This is a genomic window from Streptomyces asiaticus (assembly GCF_018138715.1).
In the GTDB taxonomy this organism is placed as follows: Bacteria; Actinomycetota; Actinomycetes; order Streptomycetales; family Streptomycetaceae; genus Streptomyces; species Streptomyces asiaticus.
This window is the reverse complement of sequence record NZ_JAGSHX010000002.1, coordinates 1-22,777: the sequence shown is the minus strand read 5'-3', so window position 1 is coordinate 22,777 and position 22,777 is coordinate 1. Positions and strand designations below refer to the sequence as shown.

General features: G+C 68.8%; 17 protein-coding genes. 14 read left to right on the top strand and 3 right to left on the bottom strand.

Features of this window, described 5'->3' with window-relative positions:
* Positions 1-119 precede the first annotated feature (119 nt).
* From KHP12_RS05700 to KHP12_RS05660, 10 genes are all read left to right on the top strand, one after another.
* Complete coding sequence (locus KHP12_RS05700) at positions 120-1,955, top strand: XRE family transcriptional regulator (protein ID WP_246642965.1); 1,836 nt, start codon at positions 120-122, stop codon at positions 1,953-1,955.
* 126 nt (positions 1,956-2,081) lie between these two features.
* Entirely contained in the window at positions 2,082-2,333 is a 252-nt protein-coding gene (locus KHP12_RS50630) for a DUF6233 domain-containing protein (protein WP_308036068.1), read from the top strand.
* A gap of 526 nt (positions 2,334-2,859) precedes the next feature.
* Positions 2,860-3,402, top strand: coding sequence for a sigma-70 family RNA polymerase sigma factor (locus tag KHP12_RS05695; RefSeq protein ID WP_308016703.1), 543 nt, complete (start codon positions 2,860-2,862; stop codon positions 3,400-3,402).
* The gene (locus KHP12_RS05690; protein ID WP_211831656.1) at positions 3,399-4,073 is read left to right on the top strand and encodes a hypothetical protein; all 675 of its coding nucleotides are present in this window, start codon (positions 3,399-3,401) and stop codon (positions 4,071-4,073) included. The genes KHP12_RS05695 and KHP12_RS05690 overlap by 4 nt, the downstream gene beginning before the upstream one ends.
* 97 nt (positions 4,074-4,170) lie before the next feature.
* Positions 4,171-4,353 carry a hypothetical protein gene (locus KHP12_RS05685; RefSeq protein WP_211831978.1) on the top strand — a complete coding sequence of 61 codons (183 nt, stop codon included), beginning with the start codon at positions 4,171-4,173 and terminating at the stop codon, positions 4,351-4,353.
* Positions 4,354-4,497: 144 nt separating this feature from the next.
* Entirely contained in the window at positions 4,498-4,905 is a 408-nt protein-coding gene (locus KHP12_RS05680) for a peptidase inhibitor family I36 protein (RefSeq protein WP_211831655.1), read from the top strand.
* A 180-nt stretch (positions 4,906-5,085) separates the two neighbouring features.
* Positions 5,086-5,775 carry an HNH endonuclease family protein gene (locus tag KHP12_RS05675; RefSeq protein ID WP_211831654.1) on the top strand — a complete coding sequence of 230 codons (690 nt, stop codon included), beginning with the start codon at positions 5,086-5,088 and terminating at the stop codon, positions 5,773-5,775.
* 304 nt (positions 5,776-6,079) lie between these two features.
* Positions 6,080-7,222, top strand: a complete 1,143-nt coding sequence (locus KHP12_RS05670; RefSeq protein WP_308016705.1) for a methyltransferase domain-containing protein — start codon at positions 6,080-6,082, stop codon at positions 7,220-7,222.
* Between the two features lie 309 nt (positions 7,223-7,531).
* Complete coding sequence (locus KHP12_RS05665) at positions 7,532-8,713, top strand: hypothetical protein (protein ID WP_211831652.1); 1,182 nt, start codon at positions 7,532-7,534, stop codon at positions 8,711-8,713.
* Between the two features lie 545 nt (positions 8,714-9,258).
* Complete coding sequence (locus KHP12_RS05660; protein WP_211831649.1) at positions 9,259-9,825, top strand: hypothetical protein; 567 nt, start codon at positions 9,259-9,261, stop codon at positions 9,823-9,825.
* 168 nt (positions 9,826-9,993) lie between these two features.
* Here KHP12_RS05660 and KHP12_RS05655 read toward each other — a convergent pair whose 3' ends face one another.
* Positions 9,994-12,660 (bottom strand): ATP/GTP-binding protein, encoded by a 2,667-nt coding sequence (locus KHP12_RS05655; protein WP_211831648.1) that lies wholly within the window; start codon positions 12,658-12,660, stop codon positions 9,994-9,996.
* 133 nt (positions 12,661-12,793) lie between these two features.
* On the opposite strand from KHP12_RS05655, the gene KHP12_RS05650 reads away from it, so the two are divergent.
* A complete protein-coding gene (locus KHP12_RS05650) occupies positions 12,794-13,126 on the top strand; it encodes a hypothetical protein (protein ID WP_211831647.1) in 333 nt (110 codons plus the stop codon).
* Positions 13,127-13,330: 204 nt separating this feature from the next.
* Positions 13,331-14,314, top strand: a complete 984-nt coding sequence (locus tag KHP12_RS05645; RefSeq protein ID WP_211831646.1) for a tetratricopeptide repeat protein — start codon at positions 13,331-13,333, stop codon at positions 14,312-14,314.
* A gap of 333 nt (positions 14,315-14,647) precedes the next feature.
* On the opposite strand, the gene KHP12_RS05640 is transcribed toward KHP12_RS05645, so the two are convergent.
* Complete coding sequence (locus tag KHP12_RS05640) at positions 14,648-15,103, bottom strand: hypothetical protein (protein WP_211831645.1); 456 nt, start codon at positions 15,101-15,103, stop codon at positions 14,648-14,650.
* A gap of 701 nt (positions 15,104-15,804) precedes the next feature.
* Between KHP12_RS05640 and KHP12_RS05635 the strand changes: the two genes are divergently transcribed.
* The gene (locus KHP12_RS05635; protein WP_246642963.1) at positions 15,805-18,645 is read left to right on the top strand and encodes an AfsR/SARP family transcriptional regulator; all 2,841 of its coding nucleotides are present in this window, start codon (positions 15,805-15,807) and stop codon (positions 18,643-18,645) included.
* A gap of 331 nt (positions 18,646-18,976) precedes the next feature.
* Here KHP12_RS05635 and KHP12_RS05630 read toward each other — a convergent pair whose 3' ends face one another.
* Positions 18,977-20,758 (bottom strand): zeta toxin family protein, encoded by a 1,782-nt coding sequence (locus KHP12_RS05630; protein WP_372455168.1) that lies wholly within the window; start codon positions 20,756-20,758, stop codon positions 18,977-18,979.
* A 135-nt stretch (positions 20,759-20,893) separates the two neighbouring features.
* Here KHP12_RS05630 and tap point away from each other — a divergent pair.
* On the top strand, positions 20,894-22,777 hold a 1,884-nt coding region (gene tap / locus KHP12_RS05625; protein ID WP_211831641.1), incomplete at its 3' end, for a telomere-associated protein Tap.

Below are 22,777 nucleotides of genomic sequence, written 5' to 3'. Positions count from 1 at the left end.
GCGGCTGGTGCTACTCCAAAGCGAGGGTGAAGACCTGCGGCCGGTGCAAGCAGGACGGGTTCATCGTCACTCACCGCGAGGACGGCCCTATCTGCCGACGCTGCTACGTCAAGGACCCCATGGTCGTCGAGGAGTGCGCCGGATGCGGGCGGATGCGCAGTCCGGCCCGCCGACTGGCCGACGGAACCGTGCTCTGCAGGAACTGCGTTCCGCGGCCCGAGCGTGAGTGCGCATCCTGCGGAACACTCGCCCCGCACAAGTACAGCAACACCGACGGCGCCCCGCTCTGCGGGAACTGCTACCAGGCCCCGAAACGCCGCTGCGGGATCTGCGGAGAGGACCGGGCGATCTCGGCTCGCCAGGCCGACGGCCGGACAGATGTCTGCACCCGCTGTTACCGCGGCTCCAAGGGAACCTGCGTTGTCTGCGGCCGCTTCCGCCACGGCCGTCACGCCACAGCCCGCGACGGCGCGTTCCACTGCCTCTCCTGCTGGCCACGGCCGATCCGGAAGTGCGATGACTGCGGCGGGATGAAACTCGCGCACAGCGCCTGGCCGATCGGCAACCTCTGCTCCGGCTGCTACCAGCGACGCACCCGGGTCCCCGCCCCGTGCTCCGTCTGCCGACGCCTGCGTGTCATGGTCGCCTGCGGCGCCGATGGTCAGGAGATCTGCCGGTCCTGTTGCGGCATCGACGCCCCCGACTCACACTGCCGGCAGTGCAAAGAACCGGACGACATCTACGACGACGGCTGCTGCCCCCGCTGCGTCCTCACCAACCGCGTCCACGGCCTGCTCAGCCCAGAGGGCGGCACCGTCCCCCCGCGTCTCAAGCCCTTGGCCACGGCCCTGACAGAAGCCGAAAACCCCTACGCCGTCCTCAACTGGCTGCGACGCAGCCGCGGTGCGGAATTCCTCGCCGACCTTTCAGCCCAGCAAGGCGAGTTCACCCACGAGATGCTGGATGCGCTGCCCCAGAACAATGCCACAGGCTGCCTTCGCGGCCTGCTCGTCACGGCCGGCGTTCTGCCCCGCCGACACGAGAACCTCGCCCGCCTGGAACTCTGGCTGGCCAACACCATCCGACAGCTCCCGCCCCACCAGGCCCGGGTGGTCCGGGCATTCGGCGAGTGGCACATCGTCCGCGACGCCCGCCGACGCGCGGCCCGGGACCGCTACACCACCTTGGCTGTCAAGGCCGACATCAGGGAAATCAAGGCCGCCATCGGCTTCATGTCCTGGCTGGACACGAACAAGATCGGCCTACAGGACACCACGCAGAGCGACCTCGACCGCTGGCTCGTTGACCACTCTTCCCTGCACCGGACGGTCGTCACGTTCATCCAGTGGGCGGTTGCCAGACGCATCACCGGCAGGCTCATCATTTCCCGCCCGCCCAAGAAGAACTCCTCCGGGTTCCTGGACGAACAAGACCTCCAGGACCAGCTCCGGCGCTGCCTCAATGACGATGCCATTCCACGGGACGCACGCATCATCGGAGCCCTGGTCAGGCTCTATGCCATCCCCGTCTCCCGCATCGTCGGACTGACCACCGACCGCTTTCACCGCGACGAAAACGGCGCCTACCTCACGCTCGACCGCCACCCCGTGCTGCTGCCGCCGAAACTGGCCCTGCTGATCGAGGAACAGATCGCCCAGCCCGTGACCGACTCACGAATGGACCAGCAGTTCGGCAACGGAAACGGCTACCTCTTCCCAGGCATACAACCAGGCAGGCCACGAAACGTGGCCGGCACCCACAGCCTGCTCAACCAGGTCGGGCTGCCCGTCCTCGCCGCCCGCAACACCGCCATGATCGAAGCCGTCACCAGCCTCCCACCCATCGTGGTCGCCGACCTCTTCGGCATGCACCCCGGCACAGCACAGAGATGGGCGAAGTACGCGAAAGACGACTGGAGCGCTTACCTCGCAGCCCGCATGGCCACCAGCGAATAGCGCACCCTCGAAATACTGCCTCTCCGCCAGTTGCTGCCGGACCGGATCACGGTCGAGCCTGACGAGGTCATCTTTCGCGTTCCCGCTCGGCTGGTCACTCCCATCGAGGACATTGACTACTCCGGCGTGCCGACCCGGCGGGAACGCCCGCCAGGCCGGCCGCCCCGCTCCGTCCCCGCCGCCCCGGCAGGCTGGTGGAGTGTGCAGCATCTGCCCGCGCCCGTGGGCGGACCCGGGCGCCGGGTCATCCACCACGAGTCGTGCTGGATACCGACCGGCGGCGCGGGCCTCACGCTCGACCAGGCGCTGGGCGAGCTTGCCCGGCCGGGCGGCGAGGCCTGTACCGCCTGCGAAGCCCGCCACCTCCCGCGGTCCTGAAGTCGCGTTTCGTTGGTTCTCCGCTGGGCGGCGGGGAGGTGAGACCTTGTCAGCCCCTGTCCCAGGTTCAGCGACAACCCGGGGCGGTGTGTTAGGCGTTGTCGCCCGGCGAGACGGGGCCGTTCGTTCCGGTCTGCGCGACGCCTGCTCGCGTGTGACGTCGGCCACCTACGTGGTCGATCCTGGCCGTCCCCGTGAGGGGCGCGTCTGCACTTGCGCTGGTCAGGGCTTTGATCACATGTCATGTATTTTCACATAAAACTACTTACCGTGCCGGTTAGAGATCACTGAGTAGTTTTTCTTAGGTTGCGGATGCGTGGTTCGGCCCGGAAATCGCTTAGGTGGAACTCGAGGACCAAGAAGCCTTCGACGTACACCCGTTGTGCGCCGTGTCCACCCCAACCTCGACGAAGAGGAACCGTGCGATGGATGTCCCCGCGATGCGTGACGCTGCCGGGAGGCCGATGTGATCGGTGACAGCACTTCCGAGGGCGCCGCGTCTCCGGACGCAGGAGCGCCTCAGCCGGTGCGCGTCCCGCTGCAGCTCCCGCTGGACTTCGAGGCCTTCTACCTCGGACACCAGGAGCTCTTCCACGACTACGCCGAAACCCAGCTCGGCGGCCGCCGAGCGGCGGAGGAAGCGATCCACAAGGCATTCCTGGAGATCCTGGCGAGCTGGGACCAGCTGCTGCAGGAGGGCAACCTCGAGCAGCGCGCCTGGGCGGTCGTCCGCCGGATCGTGGGGCGGAGGCTGGAGGCCGAGGGACGGCCGCCGGCGTTCGTCATCAACGGCCCGATCGAACAGGCCCTGCGTGCCGCCCGGGACAAGCTGAGGGTCATGCAGAGCGGCACCGGCCTGTACGAGGCGATAGCCGAGCTGCCGCCCCGCCAGTTCGACGTGGTGGTCCTGCGCTACATCCTGGAATACCCCACCTCCCGGATCGCCTGGTTCATGGGCCTGAGCGACCGCACCGTGGACTACCACTGCCGCAAAGCCAAGGAACGTCTGCGAGTGCAGCTGGGACTCCCCGCCAAATCCCAGGAAGCCAAGGAAGGAAACGGACAGTGACCGCTCTCGATGCTCTCCTGGCCGATGCCGCCATCCCCACGTCTTCCCGGTCTTTCGACGTCGCGGCCGGTCTTCGCCGACTGGCCGCCGACGCCGCTCTCACCTCCCCGAACCCGGACCTGGCCCGGGCCGCCCAGGCCCAGCAGCGCCTGAGTGTGGTCTCGCGCTGGGTCCTCAACGAGCCGGGGGCGGCCAGCCACGTCGACCGCCTGGCCGAGGATCCCGTCCAGGCCGGGGAAGAGCCGGACCCCGTCGCGGCCGCGGAGCAGCTGGACATCGACGGCGCCCTGGTCTTCGGCTGCCTGCTGTATCTGACCGGACACCCCGAAAGTGCCGAGTTCTGGTGGAAGCTGGCCGCGGGCGCCGGCCACCGCGCCGCCGCCTACTGCCTCCACCTGCGCCACTACGAGCTCGGCGAGGACCGCGAGGCCCAGCACTGGTTCCACCAGCTCATCCAGTCCATGGACGACGGCGCGGACGACGGCTTCTTCGAAGCGCTCGAGGTCGTCGCAAAGTACGTGGGCGCGAACGGCTCCACGGCCAGCGCGCCAACCGGCTGCCTGGAAGCCGAGGTCGAGCGGCTGGCATCCCGCGCACCAGGCTGCGGCATCGTCCACCGCCCCGACCGACGCCTGGCCGACCGGCTCCACCACTTCGCCAGCCGCCGCTGACACCGAAACAGCAAAGGAGCCCGACTCCGATCTCCGGTTCCAAGGCCACGGATCGGACGGGCTCCCAGCACGATGCCCCCAGAGAGGACCATCTGCCATGCAGCATAATCCCGTCCCGGCCGAGGGGCGCAAGAAGCCGGTCAATCCGGCGATCCGCCTTGCCCGCTGGACCCTGAGCCGCCGTCGCACCGCCACCCGTCTCATGCTGCAAGGAGCCTGCTACGGCACCGGCACCGCCGCGGTCAGCGGCATCACCGTCTGGCTCCAGCACATCCTGTGAGCCCGTCCTGGAAGCAGGTCACCAGGGGCCGGAATGATACAGAGACTTAAGCGTGCACCGCTGGTGCACCTTCAGGAGCTATATTTCCCTGATCGTGTGGTTTCGTCTCCTGGCGCCCCCCGCGAGCGGTGTTGCGGCCGTCCAATGGGGGGCGTGAACCATCTCTCCCGCGGCCTGGTGGCCGCTGCGCTGACCGTGCCCCTGCTGACCGCCGCGGCTCCCGCTGCCGCGCCGGCGGCGGCTGCCAGGTCGGCAGTGATCGACTGCCCCGATGGCTACGTGTGCATCTACCCCGAGACCGGCTTCGGCGGGCAGCCGTGGGTGAAGCGGGCCGTCGACGGCAGTGTGAAGGACCTGCCCTCCGCCATCCGCGATCGAGGCAGCTCGGTGCGGAACAACTCCGGCCGCACGGCACGCGTCTACGAGAAGCGGAATTTCTCGGGTCGGTGGGTGTGCGTCACCAAGAGCGGCGGCTCGATCCACGACCTGCGCGGCTACAACCTCAACGACCAGACCCGATCCCTGCGTATCAACCGCAACGACTGCGGCTGACAAGTCCTCCCGTCCGCGTGGTGCCTCCCGCGCGGGAAGCGCGCCTCGCCGAGGACCAACTATGTCCCGTATCCCAAGCGCCTTGCGGACAGCTGGAGTCCAGGTGCCGCACATCCACTTTGGGGTGACGCCACCGGAAACTGAGCGTTCGGCCCAGTGGGGCACGTCACGGTGACGGTCATGATGATTCGTTGCTGGGCCGCTGCGGTGGCCGCCACGCTGGCAACTGCCGGTCTCGTGGGCTCCGCACCCTCGAGCTGGGCTGTACCGAGCACACCGGGCACCGCGTCTTCCACCACCGCTCCCGTAACAGCGGCGGAGCTCCCGGAGCCCCCGACCGCCGAGGAGGCCTGGGCAGAGCTGGGCGAGCTGACTGTCGCGCCCGAGGACGATGTCCCCGGCTACAGCCGGGCGAAGTTCCCCCACTGGGCCACCCAGTTCGGCACCTGCGACACCCGCGAAGTCGTCCTCGCTCGGGACGGCGATCAGGTCGCCCAGGACCGGCAGTGCCGGGCCACGGTCGGCAGCTGGCGCTCGGCGTACGACGGTGCGGTGCTTGACACGGCGTCCAAGGTGGACATCGACCATGTCGTGCCGCTGAAGGAGGCGTGGCGGTCCGGTGCCTCGCAGTGGACGACCGCGGATCGCCGGGCGTTCGCCAACGATCTCGCCCATTCCCAGCTCATCGCCGTCTCAGCCCACTCCAACCGGGCAAAGAGCGATAAAGACCCCTCCGACTGGCAGCCAGACCTGGCCAGCTACCGCTGCACATACGCCCGTGCGTGGATCTCGGTCAAGCACGCCTACGCCCTCACCACGGACGAGGAAGAACATGCCGCGCTGACCGGCATGCTCGACACCTGCCCCTGATGCGCATCAGCTCCCAGCGCGCTGGCATGGCCGGCGCGCCGGGAGCCCGGGGGAGGGGGGAATGCCGCCGGGCACCAAGCGATGGCGGCCGTCGCCGCCCGCAGGTGCTCCCGCGCGCTCTACCGCTGCCCCTGATACCGCGTCATCATGGCGCGGTTACAGAGGTGAAGAATCTGGAGTAGCTCGTGAGCAAACATCGCAAGCCGGATCCTGATCCGGGGCAGGGAACCCCGCCGCCGAACAACTCGGACGGGCAGGTGCCGCCGCCTCCGCCGCCGTCCGGGACACACCGGAAGTAGACCGCGTGACCGACTACGACGCTCTTCGGCAGCGGCTGGACGAGGCCATGGACCAACTGGGGCTGTGGCCTGGCCGCTCGCCTTGGACACGGCAGGCCGTCGCCGACACACCACGGCACGCCTTCGCGCCCGACCGGCTGTGGCGCTGGGACGGCCACACCTACCAGCCACTCGACTGCGGCACCGACCCCGACCGGTGGACCGCCGAGGTATACGGCCGGCCCTACGACGCGGCCGTCACCCAGATCACCGACGGCGCGCCCTCCTCGAGCCTGTCGTGTCCGTCGATCGTGGTGGACATGCTCGACTCCCTCATGCTCGACCCCGGTCACCGCGTCCTCGAGTTGGGGGCCGGGACGGGCTGGAACGCGGCCCTCCTCACCTGGCGCGCCGGCCCCGGACGCGTGATCAGCGTCGAGGTGGACGACGAACTGGCCCGGCAGGCCCAGGAACACCTCGACGCGACCGGTACCGACGCGGCGGTCGTGGCCGCCGACGGCACCGATGGCTGGCCGCCCGGCGCGCCGTACGACCGCGTGGTCTCCACCTACGCCGTCGACCAGGTGCCCTGGGCGTGGGTGGAGCAGACGCGGCCGGGCGGGAGGATCGTCACCCCGTGGGGGAGGCTGGGGCACGTCGCGCTGACCGTTGCCGACGACCACCGCTCGGCGGTGGGGTGGATGCAGGGACTGGCGACGTTCATGCCTGCCCGCGGCACACCGCCCGCGAGCAGCTGGCCGCACGTGCGCGGCACCGGCCCCGCCGACGACGAACGCCCCTTCACACGGGACCTGCACCCGCTGAAGGACGACGCGTACCTGCTGTTCGCCCTGCGCATCCACCTCCCCGACGTGCAGATCAGCACGGGCATGGATGACGACGGGGTGAACGTATGGCTCCACGACGGCGTCGCCTCCTGGGCCACACTCAGCACACTCCCCGATGGGAAGGCCGTCGCGTACCAGGGCGGGCCGCGGCGCCTGGCCGACGAACTGGAACCTGCCTGGGAATGGTGGCTGGCCGAGGGGCAGCCGACCTTGTACGACTTCGGCATGACCGTGAAACCCGAGCGCCAGTACGTATGGTGCCGGGATGCAGCAACGGGGCCGCGCTGGCCGCTCCAGGCCCACGACCGGGCTGCGGTGTAGAGGCTGCGCAGCCTGCACTTTCCGATAGAGCCGCACCATGCGGTGAACGTCCTGTCCGCTGGTCCCTGAGCCGCTGTCTCGTGAGGGCCGGCATCGGGGCGCCGCTGCCGGGCAGCGTCATCGCCATCTGGCTCCAGCACCTCCGGTGAGCCCATCCTGGACACAGTCCACAAGGGCCGAAATGTTGAGGGGGATTCGTTGCAGTTCAGGCGCTCTGAGAAGCCCGGTGGCCAGCACATGCGTCTCCTGCGGGAAACGGTGGCCACCCGGCCTTCCACATTCCGCGGCGGAGATCTGCATGAGGGGTGGATGCTGTACCGGTGGGACACGGAGGCCGGAAGGGTCGTGCTGGCCTATCCGGTCCGCGAGGGCCTCGGCATGGTGATGCCGAGCGCGTCCCTGCTGGACGAACTCGCTGCTGATGCGGCCGCGCTGGCCGTGGTCGAAGCCGACTACAACATCCCCCACGGGCCGAGCCTGGAGGCGGTCGATGCCGCAGCACCGGACATGCCCTACGGGACGACGTGGAAGCTGCTGGGGCGCGTGCTGGGCCATCCCGCACCGTACTGGCACAGCAGGGTGCGGGACCCGGAGCTGATGGCGGAGTGGAAACCGGGAGCACCTACCTTGAAGGTGCCCGCCCGCGTCACGCCTGATCTGGGACCGCTGCTGCGCCTGGCCGCTGAAGAGCCTGACGGCTCGCATGCGGCCGCGGCCGCGCTCGACACTGCACGTCGGGCTGTGTGGGACGAGGCGACCGGTGCCCTGGAGCAGATCGCTAGGTACGTGGATGCCAGCGAGGACATCGACTCGATCGCGGTCGCCGCCCGCCCGCTGAGGCCTCACCCGCCCGAAGACATCGCCGAAGAAATCCTGCGAGACGGTTGGAAGATGATCCTGGCCCGGCCGGACGTCCTCGCCGCCCGGTGCGCTCGCCTCGGGCAGGTGCTGGGCGCCAACCGCTACTTCCCCGGCGCGTGCGAGATCACCGTCGACCCCTCCTCCTGCGCGGAAGCCGCACAGTGGGCTTCCCGACTTCAGCCGAGCCCCCGCACCGCGCTGGCCACCTACCTCGGCGACACCGGAGAGCAGCAGATCCTCATCGATCCGCTGACCGACATGCCGGCCGTACACACACGCGACGGAGCGATCGAAACCCTCGCCCCGCAACGCCTGCCCACCATCTCCCCGCTCGCCACCCTGACCATCGGCCACGGTGCGGTCTGGGTGCGCACCCAGGACGGGACCGTCTTCCTGGCGCCCCAGGTGATGAAGGGAGGGAACTACACCTACGGCTACGGCGGCGGAGGGCCGAGGGCGCTTGCCAAGCTCATCGACACGCTGCTGGACGACATCACCAACCCCGCGCCCGACTACGGCGCAGAGCAGCCGTCGCCCGGTCTCGTGCACGCCACCCAGGAAGGGTGGAAGGGCCGCACCCCACCGTTCACCCTGACCCGGGGCGAGCTCGACGATCTCCGGGCCAGATAAGGCCCTGCCCCCACCTCGGCGCCCGGGCCATCGGCACCCGGCTTCGGCCTACGTCAGCTCGACCGCTTCCCATTTCGGTTCGACAGCCTGCCCCGGGAACCGGTCCCTCCCTCTGCCGGTCCCGATCACGGCCGAGGCTGCCACGAGGGTTGATGCCGTGTCATCGGGACGATCGGTCAGCTCCCGAACCTGTGCTGCGGGCCCGGGAGAGCTCGCAGCACATCAGGCCATCGCGCCCGTGCGGCGTGTCCGACCCTGCCATCGCGGCCGCGGCGGTGCCGGGCAGACAGCGGTGCCGGCCTTGGGAAAGGCCGCTGCCCCACGGCTCGTTGACCGCCTACAATGGGCAACGGAAGGTCACTGATCTTCTCCGGACCGTCCCGGCTCCTCCGGCGGACGTGGGCCATGTGCTCGCCGTTCATCGTGTCAGGCACCCGGCTGATGAAGGTTCTGTCCAGCGGCGTTGTGACGCCGTGAGGGACGGGCCATCCGCCGTTACAGGAGGAGATCCGCGCACCGTGATATCGCCCGTTGGCCATCCCGGCTTGTCCGCCTGGTCGGACGAGTCCTTTCAGGAGAAAGACTCCGCTGGCTTCTACATCATCGCCGCGGCGGTCATTGAGCCGCAGATGCTGGATGCCGCGCGGGAGGCCATGCTCGCTCAGCGCGGCCGCAGGACCACGGCCAAGGCGCACTGGACCGAGATGGACCAGCGGGAGAGGAAACAGGCCGCGAAAACCGTTGCACGCCTGGGGGGCGTTCATGTCGTCGCGGTCGGCTCCCCCGTTCCCCGCCGGAAGCAGGAGCGGGCCCGAAGCAAGTGTCTGACACAGCTGGTCGCCCAGCTGCACTCCTTTGGCGTCGCGCAGCTGTTCATGGAGGCTCGCGAGCCTCAGCTCAACCAGCGCGACATCCGCACGGTGCAAAGTGCCCGCTTCTTACTGCCCAAGGGGATCAGCTTCCGTATCGAGCACGTATTCGGGCGGGACGAGCCGCTGCTGTGGGTCGCAGACGTCGTTGCCGGCGCGTGCCGGGCTCACCAGCTGGGGGAGAACGAGTACTGGGCAGAGCTAGCCAACGTGGTGGCAGAGTTCGACGTCAAGACCGACTAGGAGCCCAGAAATGCGCCGAGCCAGGCTCCCGGTCTGCCCCAGGTCACCTGGCTCCACTTCCGGAGGCCCACGGCCACCGGCTCACCATGCAGTGTACAGCCCGCGCCCCGCGGAAGCGACTGCTTCCCTCTGACCAGGAAGGTTCTGCCCGTCTAGGCATGCAGGTGGTCACTGTGGTGTGCCCAGGTGATTCCGCCGAGCGGTGACCAGGGCACGCCAGCGCTCCCGGACGGTTTGCGCATCGTCAAGCCACTGTATGGCGCTCCCAGCGGGCTGGGGCAGGTCTCCCATAGCGGTGGCGATGTCGACGTAGTAGGCGAAGTCGCCGTTCGCGGTTGCCTCACGCAGCTGGCCGATGGTGGCTGTCAGGTCGTCCTGTGCGCCGCATACGGCGTGGTGGAAGGCGACGGCGGTGTGGATGAGTGGGGTGAGCCAGGGAAGGCCGGCGACGGTGCTCTCGGTGTGCAGGACGGTGGCGCGGTCGGTGACGTCGCGGTCGGTGCCGGCATCACGGATGAGGGCCGCGACGGTGGCGTAGTAGGTGGTGGCGCGCTGGTCGAGCGGGGCGAGGTACTGGTGGGCGAGGGCGAGTTCGTCGTCGGCGCGGTGTGGGTCGGTGAAGGCGGTGACCAGGGCGAGGAGGGTCTGGGCGATGGCCCGCTCGCCCGGGGCGTCGTGCTGTTCTGCTTCGGCCCGTGCGGCTTCGAAGGCGGCGATGGCGCGGTCGATGTCGCCGTGGGGCCACCGGATGTGGGCCAGGACGCGGTGGTGGCGGCCTTCCCAGCCCAGGGTAGGGATGGCGGCCAGGGCGGTGGGGAAGTCGCCGCGGATGCGGGCGAGGTTGGCCAGGCCGCGGCGGGCGCGTGGGGCGAGCTGGCCGCCTGCGTCGGCGACCTGGCGCATGCCGTCCAGGGCTGCGTCGGTGCGGGCGAGGTCTTTGTGGGCTTTGGCCCGGTAATACAGGGCGAGCTCGGTGAGTTCGCCGGGGAGCAGTCCGGTGTCCAGGACGGCGGTGAGGCGTTCGGCGGTGCGTTCGCGGTGTTCGTGCTGGCGGCGGGCGATGGCGGTGAGGAGTTCGGCCAGGGCGTCGGCGGGCGTGTCCGGGCCGGTCTGCGGCCCGGTGCCGGGGGTGTGGGTGGGTGGGGCGAGGGGTTCCCAGACGGAGTCGTCGGTGTAGGCGAAGGCGGCGTCGGTGAGCCAGCCGAGGTCGCCCAGGTGGTGGTCGCGGGCCAGGCGCAGGCCCTGACGCAGGCACGCGATGAGGAGGGTCCGGCTGGGGAGGAGGGCGCTGGTGTCCTGCCACTGCCGACCGAGGGCGGCCAGAGCGCGTTCGGCGGCTCGGTGCCAGTCGGCGGGGGTCCAGCGGTCCTCGGTGTGGTCATCAGCCCGTAGCGCGGTGCGGATGGCGCCGTGCAGGTGGTAGGGCCAGATCGCGTACGGATCCTCGCTGATCATCGGACGCTCGACGAGCTGGCGTGCTGCCGCCTGGTGGGTCAGGCCCGCCGCTTGGGTGGCCAGCTCCAGGTCGAAAGCATCCAGCAGGCTGGCGCTGCGCAGGACGTGGCGCTCGTCGGCGGTGAGGTCCGACATCGCGCGGGCGACGAGGGCAGGGAAGGTGTGGTCGAAATCGTCCGGGGTGGGGGTGCGGCCGGTGCGGCGGATCTCCAGGTAGCGGGCGACGGCCAGGTCCAGGTGGAGCGGCAGCCTGTGGGCGCGCTCGGTGATGACGGCGCGGATGGCGGGGGTGATGAGCGGCTGGCCGTCCTGGGTGAGGCGGCGTGCGAGGTAGTCGTCGCAGTCCTCGGGGGAGAAGTCGCCGATCAGGTGCTGGCGATCGCCGCCGGCGGCCTGGGCAGGCTGCCCGGCCTGAGGGGCAAGGCCGGGCCAGGCGTGAGGGCCGGTGAAGTCCAACTGCCCTTGCACAGTAGGGTCGGCCCACGCCAGGCGATTGCGGCCGCCGATGACGAAGAACGCGTTCGGCATCAGCCACACCAGGCGCTGAAGGAGGCGCTCGGTGTCGCGGTGGCGATCTGCGGTGTCCTCGAAGGTGTCCAGCAGGATGACCGGAACCACCGCTCGCTTGGCCGGCAGGCGGCTGATCTCCCATGCCAGCAGGTGCGGATAGTAGGAAAGCGCCTCCAGGTCGGGGTCGGCCTCCAGCAGAGCGGCGGTCCGGGCGCATCCGGCCAGGGCCCGTGCGCGTTCGCGGCGCTCGCGCAGTGCCTGCACGAGCGCCGTGGCAATCTGCCCGGCCGCTGATCCGACCAGGCCAGGCAGTTGCAGGGCACTGGCGACCTGCCCGACCGCGGACTGCACCTGCTGCGGTAGCAACTGTCCGAACTTGCCCACCAGGCCGGTGCGCCGGACGTACTCCTCCAGCGGCTCCCCGGGATGCTGGGCGTCCCAGTAGCGGCGCAGCGCCAGGTCGAAACTGGGCAGGGGGCGGCCGACGGTGGCAGCCAGGGCGAGCCGGATCGTCAGCACGACGCGCTCGAAGTCCGTCGAGGCCGAGCGGGCCAGGTCGATTCGGACAGGGAGGATCGTCTCGCCTGCCCAGGCGGGGGTGCCCCACTGCCGGGGGCGCTGCTCGGCCGCAGTGAGCGCCGATTCGATCTTGCGCAGCAGGGTCGACTTGCCGACGCCGCCGACCCCGTGAAACACGATCACGTTGGTACGCGGGCTCTCCAGGTCCTCCACGTCGAAGCTCGGGGCAGCGATGTGCCGCAGGTGCTCCTCGATGGCGGTGGCGACGACGTCCCACTGGCTCTGGCGGTTGGTGAACGCCTCACTGCTGCCCACGGGGTCGTTGGAGCTGAACAGCGCACGTAGGTCCATGTGATGAGGTCCCCCCGGAAGTGATCACTGGGCCCCAATGTATGCCGCGTACCGTAGTCGGCCCAGCCCCTGTTTCAGCCCACAACGAGAGTGATCGTTTCGCTGTGGGTTCCGGCACCGAGGTGGTCTTCCTATGCACGACGCCGCATCGTCCTCGCCTTCGTCTGGCGACCCGCAGCCCTCGTCCGAACCGGCCCAGAGCCCGGGCGGCGACAACGCCGTCTCCTATGAGGAGGCGTTCGAAACCGTGGGCGCCGTCATCGCCTGGTACGGCCGAGCGCTGCTGCTCGCCCGGCGCTCCGGTGACCAGCAGCGTCTGGAGGAGCTGAAGGCGCAGCGGCAGAAGTGCGTGGAGGAGCAGCAGCGGCTCCAGGACGCCGGACCCAAGGAGATCGCGCGGATCGCCGCCGAATACGCCACGCGTCTGAAGGAACTGGAATCCACCGACCAGCGTGGCGAGTCGTAACCGCGCGGCGCCCGCGGCCCGGACCGGCCCACCGACGAAATGCGCTCACCTGCGGACACGTTGCACGGCGGCGGGCGCGGGTTCCCGTGTTGAAGTTGTCGAATTCCCAAAACGGCTGGGTCTTCCCCGTCTCCTGTTGTCGTGCGGTAGGAAGAGTGTCAGTCACGCGGCAGGGAGCTGCGGGGGTGGGGCCGGGAGGGCTAAGTGGCGTTCGAGAGGCCGGACCCTGGTCTGGAGCAGGCCGCTGCATGTGGTGATTCACGGGCGATGATGCGTCTTGCCCGCTTCTTCGAAGACTGGAATCCCGAGCAGTCTCAGCGGTGGTTTCACGATGCCGCTGAGGTCGGTGAGAGCGAAGCGATGTACCGTCTCGCCGAGCTCCTCACCAAAGGGCAGGCAGACCAAGCCCGGCATTGGTACCGGCGGGCCGCGGAGGCGGGACACCTCGAAGCCATGTACGCGATGAGCAGGATCGGCGATAACCTCGAGGAGCGCGGCAGATGGCTGCGACGCGCCGCCCACAGTGGGCAGGTCGAAGCGAAGCTGGAGCTTGGCCGCGCACTCCGTGATCGGAGCCTGCCCCAAGAGGCGGAACGATGGCTCCGCGCAGCGGCCGAAGACAACGGAGAGCGGTGGGTCGAACCACTCGACCTGGCCGCGACCGACGCCGGCCTCGGTCCGCGCCACCAAGCATGCCTTGACCTCGTCGCTCTGTTGACCGCACAGGGACGCTTCGACGAAGCAGACCAGTGGCGTGGCCGAGCGAGGCGCATCCTTCGCTGGGAGACAAGCGTAAATCGCTCCTTCTTCACGCGATCGGCTACAGGAACGGTCGTGGTGACCGCCGCGGTCACGACCGCTGTCATCCCCTTTGTCCATGCCTTGATATCCAAAGCAGCCGAGGACGCGTACGGACAGGCCCGCGCCCTGGTCCAACGCATGCTCCGCCGGTCCCCCTCCTCCCCGAGCGAGACCAACAACGGGGCGACACTGCTCATCGCGGACGATCCCGACGCACACATCACCCTGTGCTTGTGGTCGGACGTCACGGACGAGGCCCTGCGGGCCCTAGCTTCTCTTGATCTCGACGAGCTGACCGCCCAGCGGCCTGACCGCGGTCGGATCCGCCTGGTCTGGAACTCGGCCACTGCAAGATGGCAGATCCGCGGCGACCACCCGGACCAGTAAATCGCCCCGGCGAGCGCTCGGTGCCACGATGAGGCGTTACTAAGGGGCCGTCTCAAGTCCGGGGGCTGTGCGGCACCGGCGTATGTCCGCAGCTCGGCTGTGCCGACGATCCCACGACCAGGCTGAGCACGCCGGTGTGAGAGCACCTTCATCACCTTCACGCACTTCCTGCTCCTGGACGACGACGATGTCCTTCACCTCACCGGCCTCAGGCCGTCGGTTCTCTTCACAGAGCAAGCCGTCATGACTGCTGCGCGGGCCCGCCACTTCCCCCGCCCAATGGCGGGACCGACGCATGTCACAGCAACTCGAAGCAAGGCAGTACGGGTAGACCTAGTACGGGTTACCCATCTCCGTGGACGTCCGGCACTTCACACCGTTATTGCAGATCTCCACTTTCATGCCCAGCAGGGGGTCACCGCCTGCGAAGGTGCTATTCCATGCCGGACCAGTGCCACCGTGGCAGCCCCGGCGGTTGACGTGCCAGGGTCCGTGCCAGGTGTACTGCGACCCGGTGCTGAGGTGGTACTGGTGTGCCAGGATCCGCATCTTGGGCAGGTGGTCGTCGCAGCGGTTGTCCGCGACCGACATGCTGACCTTGGCGGAGTAGTGGCTCTGGAAGGTGACGGTCGCGCTGCCGCAGGCTCCGGAGAAGCAGACGTCCCGCCGCTGTGCTGCGGCCTGGGCATGGACGGACACCTGGTCGGCCTGTGCCGGCGCGGTACCGGACAGCCCGGCGCCCAGCGCTAAGGCCGCTGCTGTGAGTGCGAGCCGCTTGTGCATGCTCATATCCGATTCCCTTCTGTGTTCGGCTTCGTCATCCATCTCAGCGGCTGGCGATAAGGGATTGATTAATTCTTTCTCACTGCGCGGAATCCCACCGGAGCTACTCGTTCCTGCCGCAGGTCTCGAGGCTCTGACCAGCGCGATGACTCGCCATTGGTAGTAACGAGGTGCAAGGCAGCCGGGGACCGGACTTTGAGGCGGACTTTCGGCTGGTTGTTCTGGCCGTCAGCGGTCTTACTCCGGGCTACGGTGTGTTCTTGGCATGCTGGGGCGGGAGGGCAGCGGACATGAGGCAGACAGTCTTCGCGCAGGCATGTGAGGAGCGTCAGTGGGGCCAGCCTTCGGCCTTCCTCGATGCCTATGCGGCGGTAGCCGAGCGGTTGGGGGAGCCTCAGAAGATCACCTCGCGGCAGTTTCATCGGTGGCGGCAACCCGATCCGCCGTGTCCACGGCCGTCGAGCCAGCGCGTACTGCAAGAGATGTTCGGAATGCCGCTCGAACAACTCGGCTTCACCGTTCCCCCGCACCGACGGCGACCCGCGACGACATCTCCTGCCGCGTCCGGCACCTCAAGGATGGCGGGCCTTCTGCAAAGGCCGGGGCGGAACAGTACGCTCCGACAGCCCACCCCACCCCCCAAAGAATCCCCTGCCCCGCTGCGCTTCGCAGTGCTGGGCCCGGTGCGAGTCTGGCGCGGAAAGCGGATGCTGCCGCCCGGCCAGCCGCAAGAGCACGCTGTGCTGTGTGCGCTGCTGCTGCGCCAGGGAAAGACCGCGACCCGGGACGAGCTGGTGGACGCGGTGTGGGGGGAACACTCACCGCCTCGCGCGATCGCAGCACTGCGCACGTACGCCTTCCGGCTGCGCAAGGCGCTCGGGCCCGGCGTGCTGGTTTCTGATGCCGGTGGCTACGCGGTCCGCCTACCACCCCAAGCGATAGACCTCAGCGAATGCGAGGCATTGGAGACAGGCGCGAAGCGCGCCAGAGCAGAAGGCGACCTACCCCGCGCCCAGAACCTCCTGCGCCGGGCGGCGGGCTTATGGAGCGGTGAGCCGCTCGCCGGGGTCCCCGGCCCCTACGCGTACACCCAGCGCAGCCGCCTTGCACAGTGGCGCTTGACCCTTCTGGAAGCCCGCGTTGAACTCGACCTGGAGCTGGGCCTGCACACAGAGGTGGTCTCGGAGCTCACCACGCTGTGCGCCGAAGACCCTCTGCGGGAACGACCCCGTACCCTGCTGATGCTTGCCCTGTACCGCAGCGGTCGACGAACCGAGGCACTCGGCGTGTACAATGACACCCGCCGTCTCCTCGCCGACGAACTCGGCCTGGACCCAAGCCCCGAACTCGCGCAGCTCCACCAACGCATCCTGCGGGCAGACCCCACGCTCGCCGCCCCCCAAGCAGACCCGGCCAGTGGTGGAACCGCACGCCCGGCCACGCCGCGCCCGGCACAGCTCCCGGCAGCCCTGACCGACTTCACAGGCCGCACCACCATCATGGAGAGCATCCGGGAACGGCTGCTGCGCTCACAGGGAACAGTGACGGCGATCTCTGCGCTGCGAGGAGGAGGCGGGGTGGGCAAAACCACTCTGGCCATCCATATCGGCCACGCCGTCCGCGAGCACTACCCCGACGGGCAGTTGTATGCGAACCTGCTCGGCCACAGCAGCCGGTCGGCGGGCCCCGAAGCCGTGCTCGGCGCCTTCTTACGCGCCCTGGGATGGCCGCCGGACACCCTGCCAGAAGGAATACATGAGCTCGCCGCGCTCTACCGTTCGACTCTTGCTGACCGCAGGGTGCTGGTGCTGCTCGACAACGCGCATAACGCAGCCCAGATACGTCCGTTGCTTCCCGGGACCGCCAGTTGCGCGGTCTTGATCACCAGCCGCAGGCGGATGACCGACCTCGACGGTGCCCATCTGGTCGATCTCGACGTCATGGACCCCCAAGAAGCTGTGGCCCTGTTCACCCGGATCATCGGCCCGAAGCGGGCGGCGGCCGAGCCAGAAGCCTGCCACGAAACCGTCGTTGCCTGCGGCTTTCTGCCACTGGCCATCCGCATCACCGCAGCCCGCCTCGCGGCCCGCCCAGCATGGAACGTGTCCCTCCTGACCCACAAGCTCGCCGACGAACGCCGCCGACTGCGTGAGCTACGAGCAGGCGATCTGGCCGTCGAAGCGTCCTTCCAGCTCAGCTACCGCCAACTCGAGCCGCGACAATCCAGGGCCTTCCGGCTGCTCGCGCTGGCCGACGGCCCCGACATCTCCCTCACCGCAGCAGCCGCCGTGCTCGCCGCAGACACCGACGAGACCGAGTATCTACTGGAATCCCTGGTCGATACCAGTCTGCTGGAATCCAAGGAACCCGGCCGCTACCAGTACCACGACCTGGTACGTCTTTACGCGCGAGGCTGCGCCGAACAAGAAGAGACAGCAGAGGAACAGAAAGCAGCCTTGACGCGCCTGCTGGAGTTCTACTTAGCTTCGGCGGCCCATGCCTATGCTTTGCGGCAACCCGGCGACCCCATCGCCGACTACCTGCAACCTACCAAGATCCCCGGACTGTCCTTCCCCGACCAGGCCACGGCACTCGCCTGGACATTCAGGGAAGCCGAATGCCTACTGGCTTGCGCCGCGCAAGCACCAGAGGGGGATAGCGTGCGCTCTGCGGCTGATCTTCTCCTGATAACGCGGGATCTATGCGAATCCGGAGTGAACTCACACCAGTACAAGGCCGCAGCCATCACAGTCCGCGATGCTGCCCGCGCTGCCCGGAACCCGAGCGCAGAGGGCCGGGCCTGTGTCCACCTTTCATACCTGTACTGGAGGGAAAATAAATTCCACGAGGCCGAGGCGGAAGCACGGCGTGTCGCCCGCCTTACCGTCCTGGCCGACGATCCCGTTCCGGCCGGTAACGCGCTGACCCGCGTGGGAATTATCGACATATGCAAAAAGCAGTACAAGGAAGCGGAAGAGTCATTTCTCCAGGCACGCACGGCCTTCCAAGCCGCCAACCACATTACGGGTGTTGCCAGCGCGCTGTGCAACCTCTCCCGCACCCATCTGGCTATGGGCCGCACCGACAGCGCTATCGAACTCGCTACACAAGGCGTAGAACTCCACAGCAGCGAGGGGAGCAGCCTCCGAGTGGGCTACGGCCGGTACGAGCTAGGAATCGCGCTATCCGCCGCAGAACGTAACACCGAGGCACTGAGGGAGCTATCTCAGGCGCTCGAAATTTTCAGCGAGAACAGGCAGCGACTCTGGATGGGTTCGACACACTTTCGACTGGCCGAATTGCAGCTCGCGATCGGGAACCCGGCAGAAGCGGCCGGAAATGCCGACAAGGCACTAGAGCTAGGTCTCGTCAATGGACAGTGGGGCAGTAGCGACGTGTTGAGAGTGCTGGGCCAGGCGCTGGACAGGTTGGGGCAGAAAGAAAGAGCGCATGCGTGCTGGTGTAAAGCGCGCACCATTCATGAGCAATTGGGGCTCGACCCAGGTGAAGCACCTTCAGCCCCAGCGCCACATCATAGAGCGTCGTAAACCGGTCCACCCGCTCCTTATGCAAGGCCACCTTCAGCGCCGCCTCCTTCGTCGAGACCTCGAACGCCTGACGGTCCTTCGCCAGGCGTCGGGTGAAGTACAGGTTGATCCCGACCCCCAGAAGTACCAGAAGTGCCAGACGTGCCGCGACGACGTTGGCCAGCGGGATCACGTTTCTGGTTTGCTGCGCGCTCAGGTTCCTGACCCGATCCTCCCCACGAGAGGCAGTGCCGGAGAAGGTTTGAGTTAACCAGGCCATTCCGTCACCCCGCAGTCCGGATTTCGTCGGTTTCCCGGACGCCCGGTTCGGGTGCCGGGCCGCGCCAGCCGGTCAGGTGGGCACGGGCAGCGCGGTGGCGGGGGCGGCGGGCATGTCGAGCTGGTGCGGCCGCTGGGCGGGCATCAGTGGGCAGGCCAGCCCGGCGATCGCGACCAGGTCCTCGCGGTATTGCGGCATCGCTGTGTGCAGCCAGCGCTGGGTGGCCCAGAACGCAGCGGCTTCCTCGACGGTATAGGGCCGGTAATGCTCTGCGGTCACGGCGAGGCCAGCGGCGGGGCGCCGGGCCCAACGGCCTTGGTCGGTCAGGTGGTTGCGGTAGAGGGGGTGGGCATCGTGCCGCATCACCACCACCTCGTCGACCACGGCCATCTGCTCGGCCAGGGCCACCGTCTCGGGGACGACGGCGAAGCAGGCGTTGTGCCCGGCGGCGGTGGTGAACCGCGCGGGAATGTCCTGCTGGTTCAGGTGGGCGTAACGGGCGGCGGTGCCCTGGCGGGAATCGGCCTCGCGGACCGCCAGGGCCACCAGTTGCACGCGGTAGCCCGCCTGCCGGTCCACGGCCGCGCGGGCGGCGAACTGGGCAGCACTTTCCGGGGTGATCTCGATGACCATGTCCCCGCGCCCACGGCGCACGTGCTCCTCGGTCCATGCCTGCCAGGCCCGGTAGTCGGCGCGTATCCGCGCCGAGGCCGTGCGCGGCTCCTCGCGCAGCAGTTGCAGGTAGTCCGGATGAGCCTGCTTGAAGATCTCGCCCGTGATGTGCACCGGATTGCGCAGGCTGCGCAGGATCATCTGGGCGATCCGCGTCTTCCCGGCGCCCGGCTGGCCCATCACATAGACGACGACCGGCTGTTCCTGCGGGGTGATGGGTCCGAGGGACGGCACGATCAGCTCGTCGTAGATCCACTTGTGCTCCTCGACGGAGAGCCGGTGGTAGTCCACCCCGGGCGCGTCCCGGCGGGGCTGGGCGATGCGCCGGACCGGCTCGGCCAGAGCGGCGGCGCGCTCGGAGTTGCGGCGCACCGCGAGCACCCAGTCCTCCGGCAGCGCGGGATCGGCCAGGCGCCGGTCGGCGTCAACGAGCTGACGTCGGATCCGACCCGTTTCCCTGGCGCCCCACGGCCGACGCCATTCGGTGAGCACCGCGCCCGGCGCGTCTGCCGGGCGGAGCAAACGCCCGCTGGAACCGAGTTCGCTGTCGTAGAGGACGTCCAGAGCCGTCTCTTCGCCGCGCCGGATGACGAACACGCGGTGCGCCTTCTGGGCAAGGTGCAGATACCGCTCCAGGGCACTGAGTTCGCTCACCGCCCAGGACACGGCCAGGGCCACGACTTCCACCCAGTAGCCCGCCTGCCGGGACGCGAGTGCGCCGGCGAGGAAGTCCTCCGGGCGGGCCAGCGGTACCTCGACGACCGCGTCGTAGTAGCCCTCGCGCGCCGCGGCCTCCACGGCGGCCTGCCACCGGTACGTCTCCGGCCGGACCCGTTCCCCGGCGGTGCGTACGTCCTCGGCCAGGTACTGGCTGTAGTGGGGATGGTGGGCCTTGTAGGTGTCGCGGTCGACCCGCACCGCACCGCCCCGCGCCGCCAGTGCGGCGTGCACGAGGCCGATGACCGTGGTCTTGCCGCTGCCAGGCTGCCCCAGGACGTACACCACCACCGGCCGGGCCTGAGGAACCGCGCCCTCCAGAGCGCCGGGCAGGACGGTGTTGGTGAGGACCTCCTCGGACCAAGCGCTGACCGGAGCTGTTGCAGGAGGCCCAGCCGGGCCCGCTTCCGGGGGTTGCCCCGGTGCTCCAGACGACAAGTCCGGCGCCTTGCCCGATCCCTCCACTGTCCCCTCCTGCTGGCGTCTGTGCTGCTCTGCGTAAGGTCAAGATCACCCTACCAGAATTCTCAACCCAGGTTAAATGAATGGGTTAAACGTTGAGGTAAGGGATGCTAGTGTTCGGGGTGGAGGTAGAGAGATATGGCAACTGAGGAAGAGCTGTTCGCGTCGGTCGACGCGCTGCTGGAGGAGGAACCCCAGCTCCCGCCTCCGGCGGAGCGCGCCCGGCTGCGCGAGGCCGCTGGCATCACCCAGGCCCGCCTCGCGGTCGCGTTGAAGACGTCGACGCAGACGGTGAAGAACTACGAGAACGGACGCTCCGAGCCGAAGTCGCCGCGCCTGGAGGCATACCAGCGACTGCTGAACGGCTGGGCGGCGAAGTATCCCGCGCACGGTGCTCCCGCCGCCGCACCCGCTCCGGCCGCTGCGCCGCAGCCGGAGGCGCCGGAGAGGTTCACCGGCCAGACCGCGCCCGAGGCTGAGCCGGAGGCCGCCGCGCCGGTGGAGGCGCCCGCCGCCCCTGCGGCGTCCGAGCGTCCCACCCGTCCGTCCGCGCGCCCGGCGACGTCGTCGCGGCGTCCGGCGGCGAAGAAGGCCGTCAAGCCCGCGGCCGACCCGCGGTTCCCGCACGGCCCGCTCGCCGTACTGGACGGGGACGGCTCCGCCTACGGCATCGACGGAATCGTGCTGGACTGTCCGGCGACCACGGTGGTGGAGCTGGTGGAGTGGACGCTGCGCGAGTCCGGCCTCGGCGCGGCGAAGCTGCACCGGTATGGCAAGGACTCCGACCCGCTGATCGTGCTCACCGCGGCGGCCGCCGTGAAGCTCGGATTGCCCGAGCGCCTGGAGGGCCACGAGCTGCGCCGCTCCCTGCGCCTGCCGGAGGACCACCCGGTGGTCAAGCAGGTGGGACGCGCGAAGTGGCAGCTCACGCAGCGAGGATTCGGCCCGTGGGCGCGGATCTACCGCAAGGCGCAGGGCCGGGAGCGGCAGTGCGTGCAACTGGCGATCCTGTCCTGGGACGCCCTCGATGAGCGTTCCTGGCCGGGCGTCTCCGAGATGGAGCCGGCCGACATCGCCCGTGTCCTCGGTGTCTATGCCCAGCGGGTCATCACCCCGCGCGGCTCCACCGCCGTCTCCGGCCTGGAGTTGATGACGGCGCTGCGCCCGCCGACGAAGGCCGTGCAAGACCCGGAGACCGGGAACTGGGTGTCGGGCCACAACCCCGGGAGCCTGGGGACGGATCCGATGGACCCGGCGCCGCCGGAGGCCATCGCCGAACACCCCGTCGTGGTGAACTCCGGCTGGAGAGGCGGATTCCTCAACGAGGAGGCGTACCAGTGGGTGCGGTCGGTGGACACGCTCACCGATGAGGAATGCATGCTGCCCTTCTCAGTCGGCCTGGACCTCAACACCGCCTTCCTCGCGGCCGCGGCCCGCCTGGTCGTCGGCCTGTCCGCCCCCGACCACTTCCACACCCCGAAGTTCAACCCGAAGATCCCCGGCAGCTGGCTGGTCGACCTGTCTCACATCGAGCTGGACCCGCGCCTGCCCAGCCCTTTCACGCCGGACGGCACCGGTCCGACGGGCCCGGCCTGGTACCAGACGCACACCGTCGCCTACGCCCAGGAGCTTGGCTACGATGTCCACCCGATCGAGGCGTACCTGCGCCGGGAGACCGGTGCGTACCTGGACCCGTGGCACGACCGGCTCAAGACCGCCTACGTCGACACCCTCGCCGACCTCGGCGTCACCAAGGACCTGGACGACCGCCAGTTCCTCACCGCGATGGAGCGGCACAAGCAGGTCGACCCGGCCCTGGCTGCCGTCCTCTCGGCCATCAAGGCCACGGTGAAGGGCGGCATCGGCAAGCTCCGCGAGCGCCCCCAGGGCCGCCACTACAAGGAGGGCGAGCGGTGGCCGGCCCTTCAGCGGCCGACCTGGCGCCCCGACATCCGCGCCGCCGTCATCAGCAAGGCCCGGGTCAACATGCACCGCAAGCTGCGCAACATGGCCAAGATGACG

Bases quoted from the DNA above. Each gene is read 5' to 3' on its own strand.
- KHP12_RS05700 (WP_246642965.1), top strand. From the start codon at position 120: ATGGTCGTCGAGGAGTGCGCCGGATGCGGGCGGATGCGCAGTCCGGCC.
- KHP12_RS05685 (WP_211831978.1), top strand. From the start codon at position 4,171: ATGCAGCATAATCCCGTCCCGGCCGAGGGGCGCAAGAAGCCGGTCAAT.
- KHP12_RS05680 (WP_211831655.1), top strand. From the start codon at position 4,498: ATGGGGGGCGTGAACCATCTCTCCCGCGGCCTGGTGGCCGCTGCGCTG.
- KHP12_RS05675 (WP_211831654.1), top strand. From the start codon at position 5,086: ATGATGATTCGTTGCTGGGCCGCTGCGGTGGCCGCCACGCTGGCAACT.
- KHP12_RS05665 (WP_211831652.1), top strand. From the start codon at position 7,532: ATGCTGTACCGGTGGGACACGGAGGCCGGAAGGGTCGTGCTGGCCTAT.
- KHP12_RS05655 (WP_211831648.1), bottom strand. From the start codon at position 12,660: ATGGACCTACGTGCGCTGTTCAGCTCCAACGACCCCGTGGGCAGCAGT.
- KHP12_RS05650 (WP_211831647.1), top strand. From the start codon at position 12,794: ATGCACGACGCCGCATCGTCCTCGCCTTCGTCTGGCGACCCGCAGCCC.
- KHP12_RS05640 (WP_211831645.1), bottom strand. From the start codon at position 15,103: ATGAGCATGCACAAGCGGCTCGCACTCACAGCAGCGGCCTTAGCGCTG.
- KHP12_RS05635 (WP_246642963.1), top strand. From the start codon at position 15,805: ATGCTGCCGCCCGGCCAGCCGCAAGAGCACGCTGTGCTGTGTGCGCTG.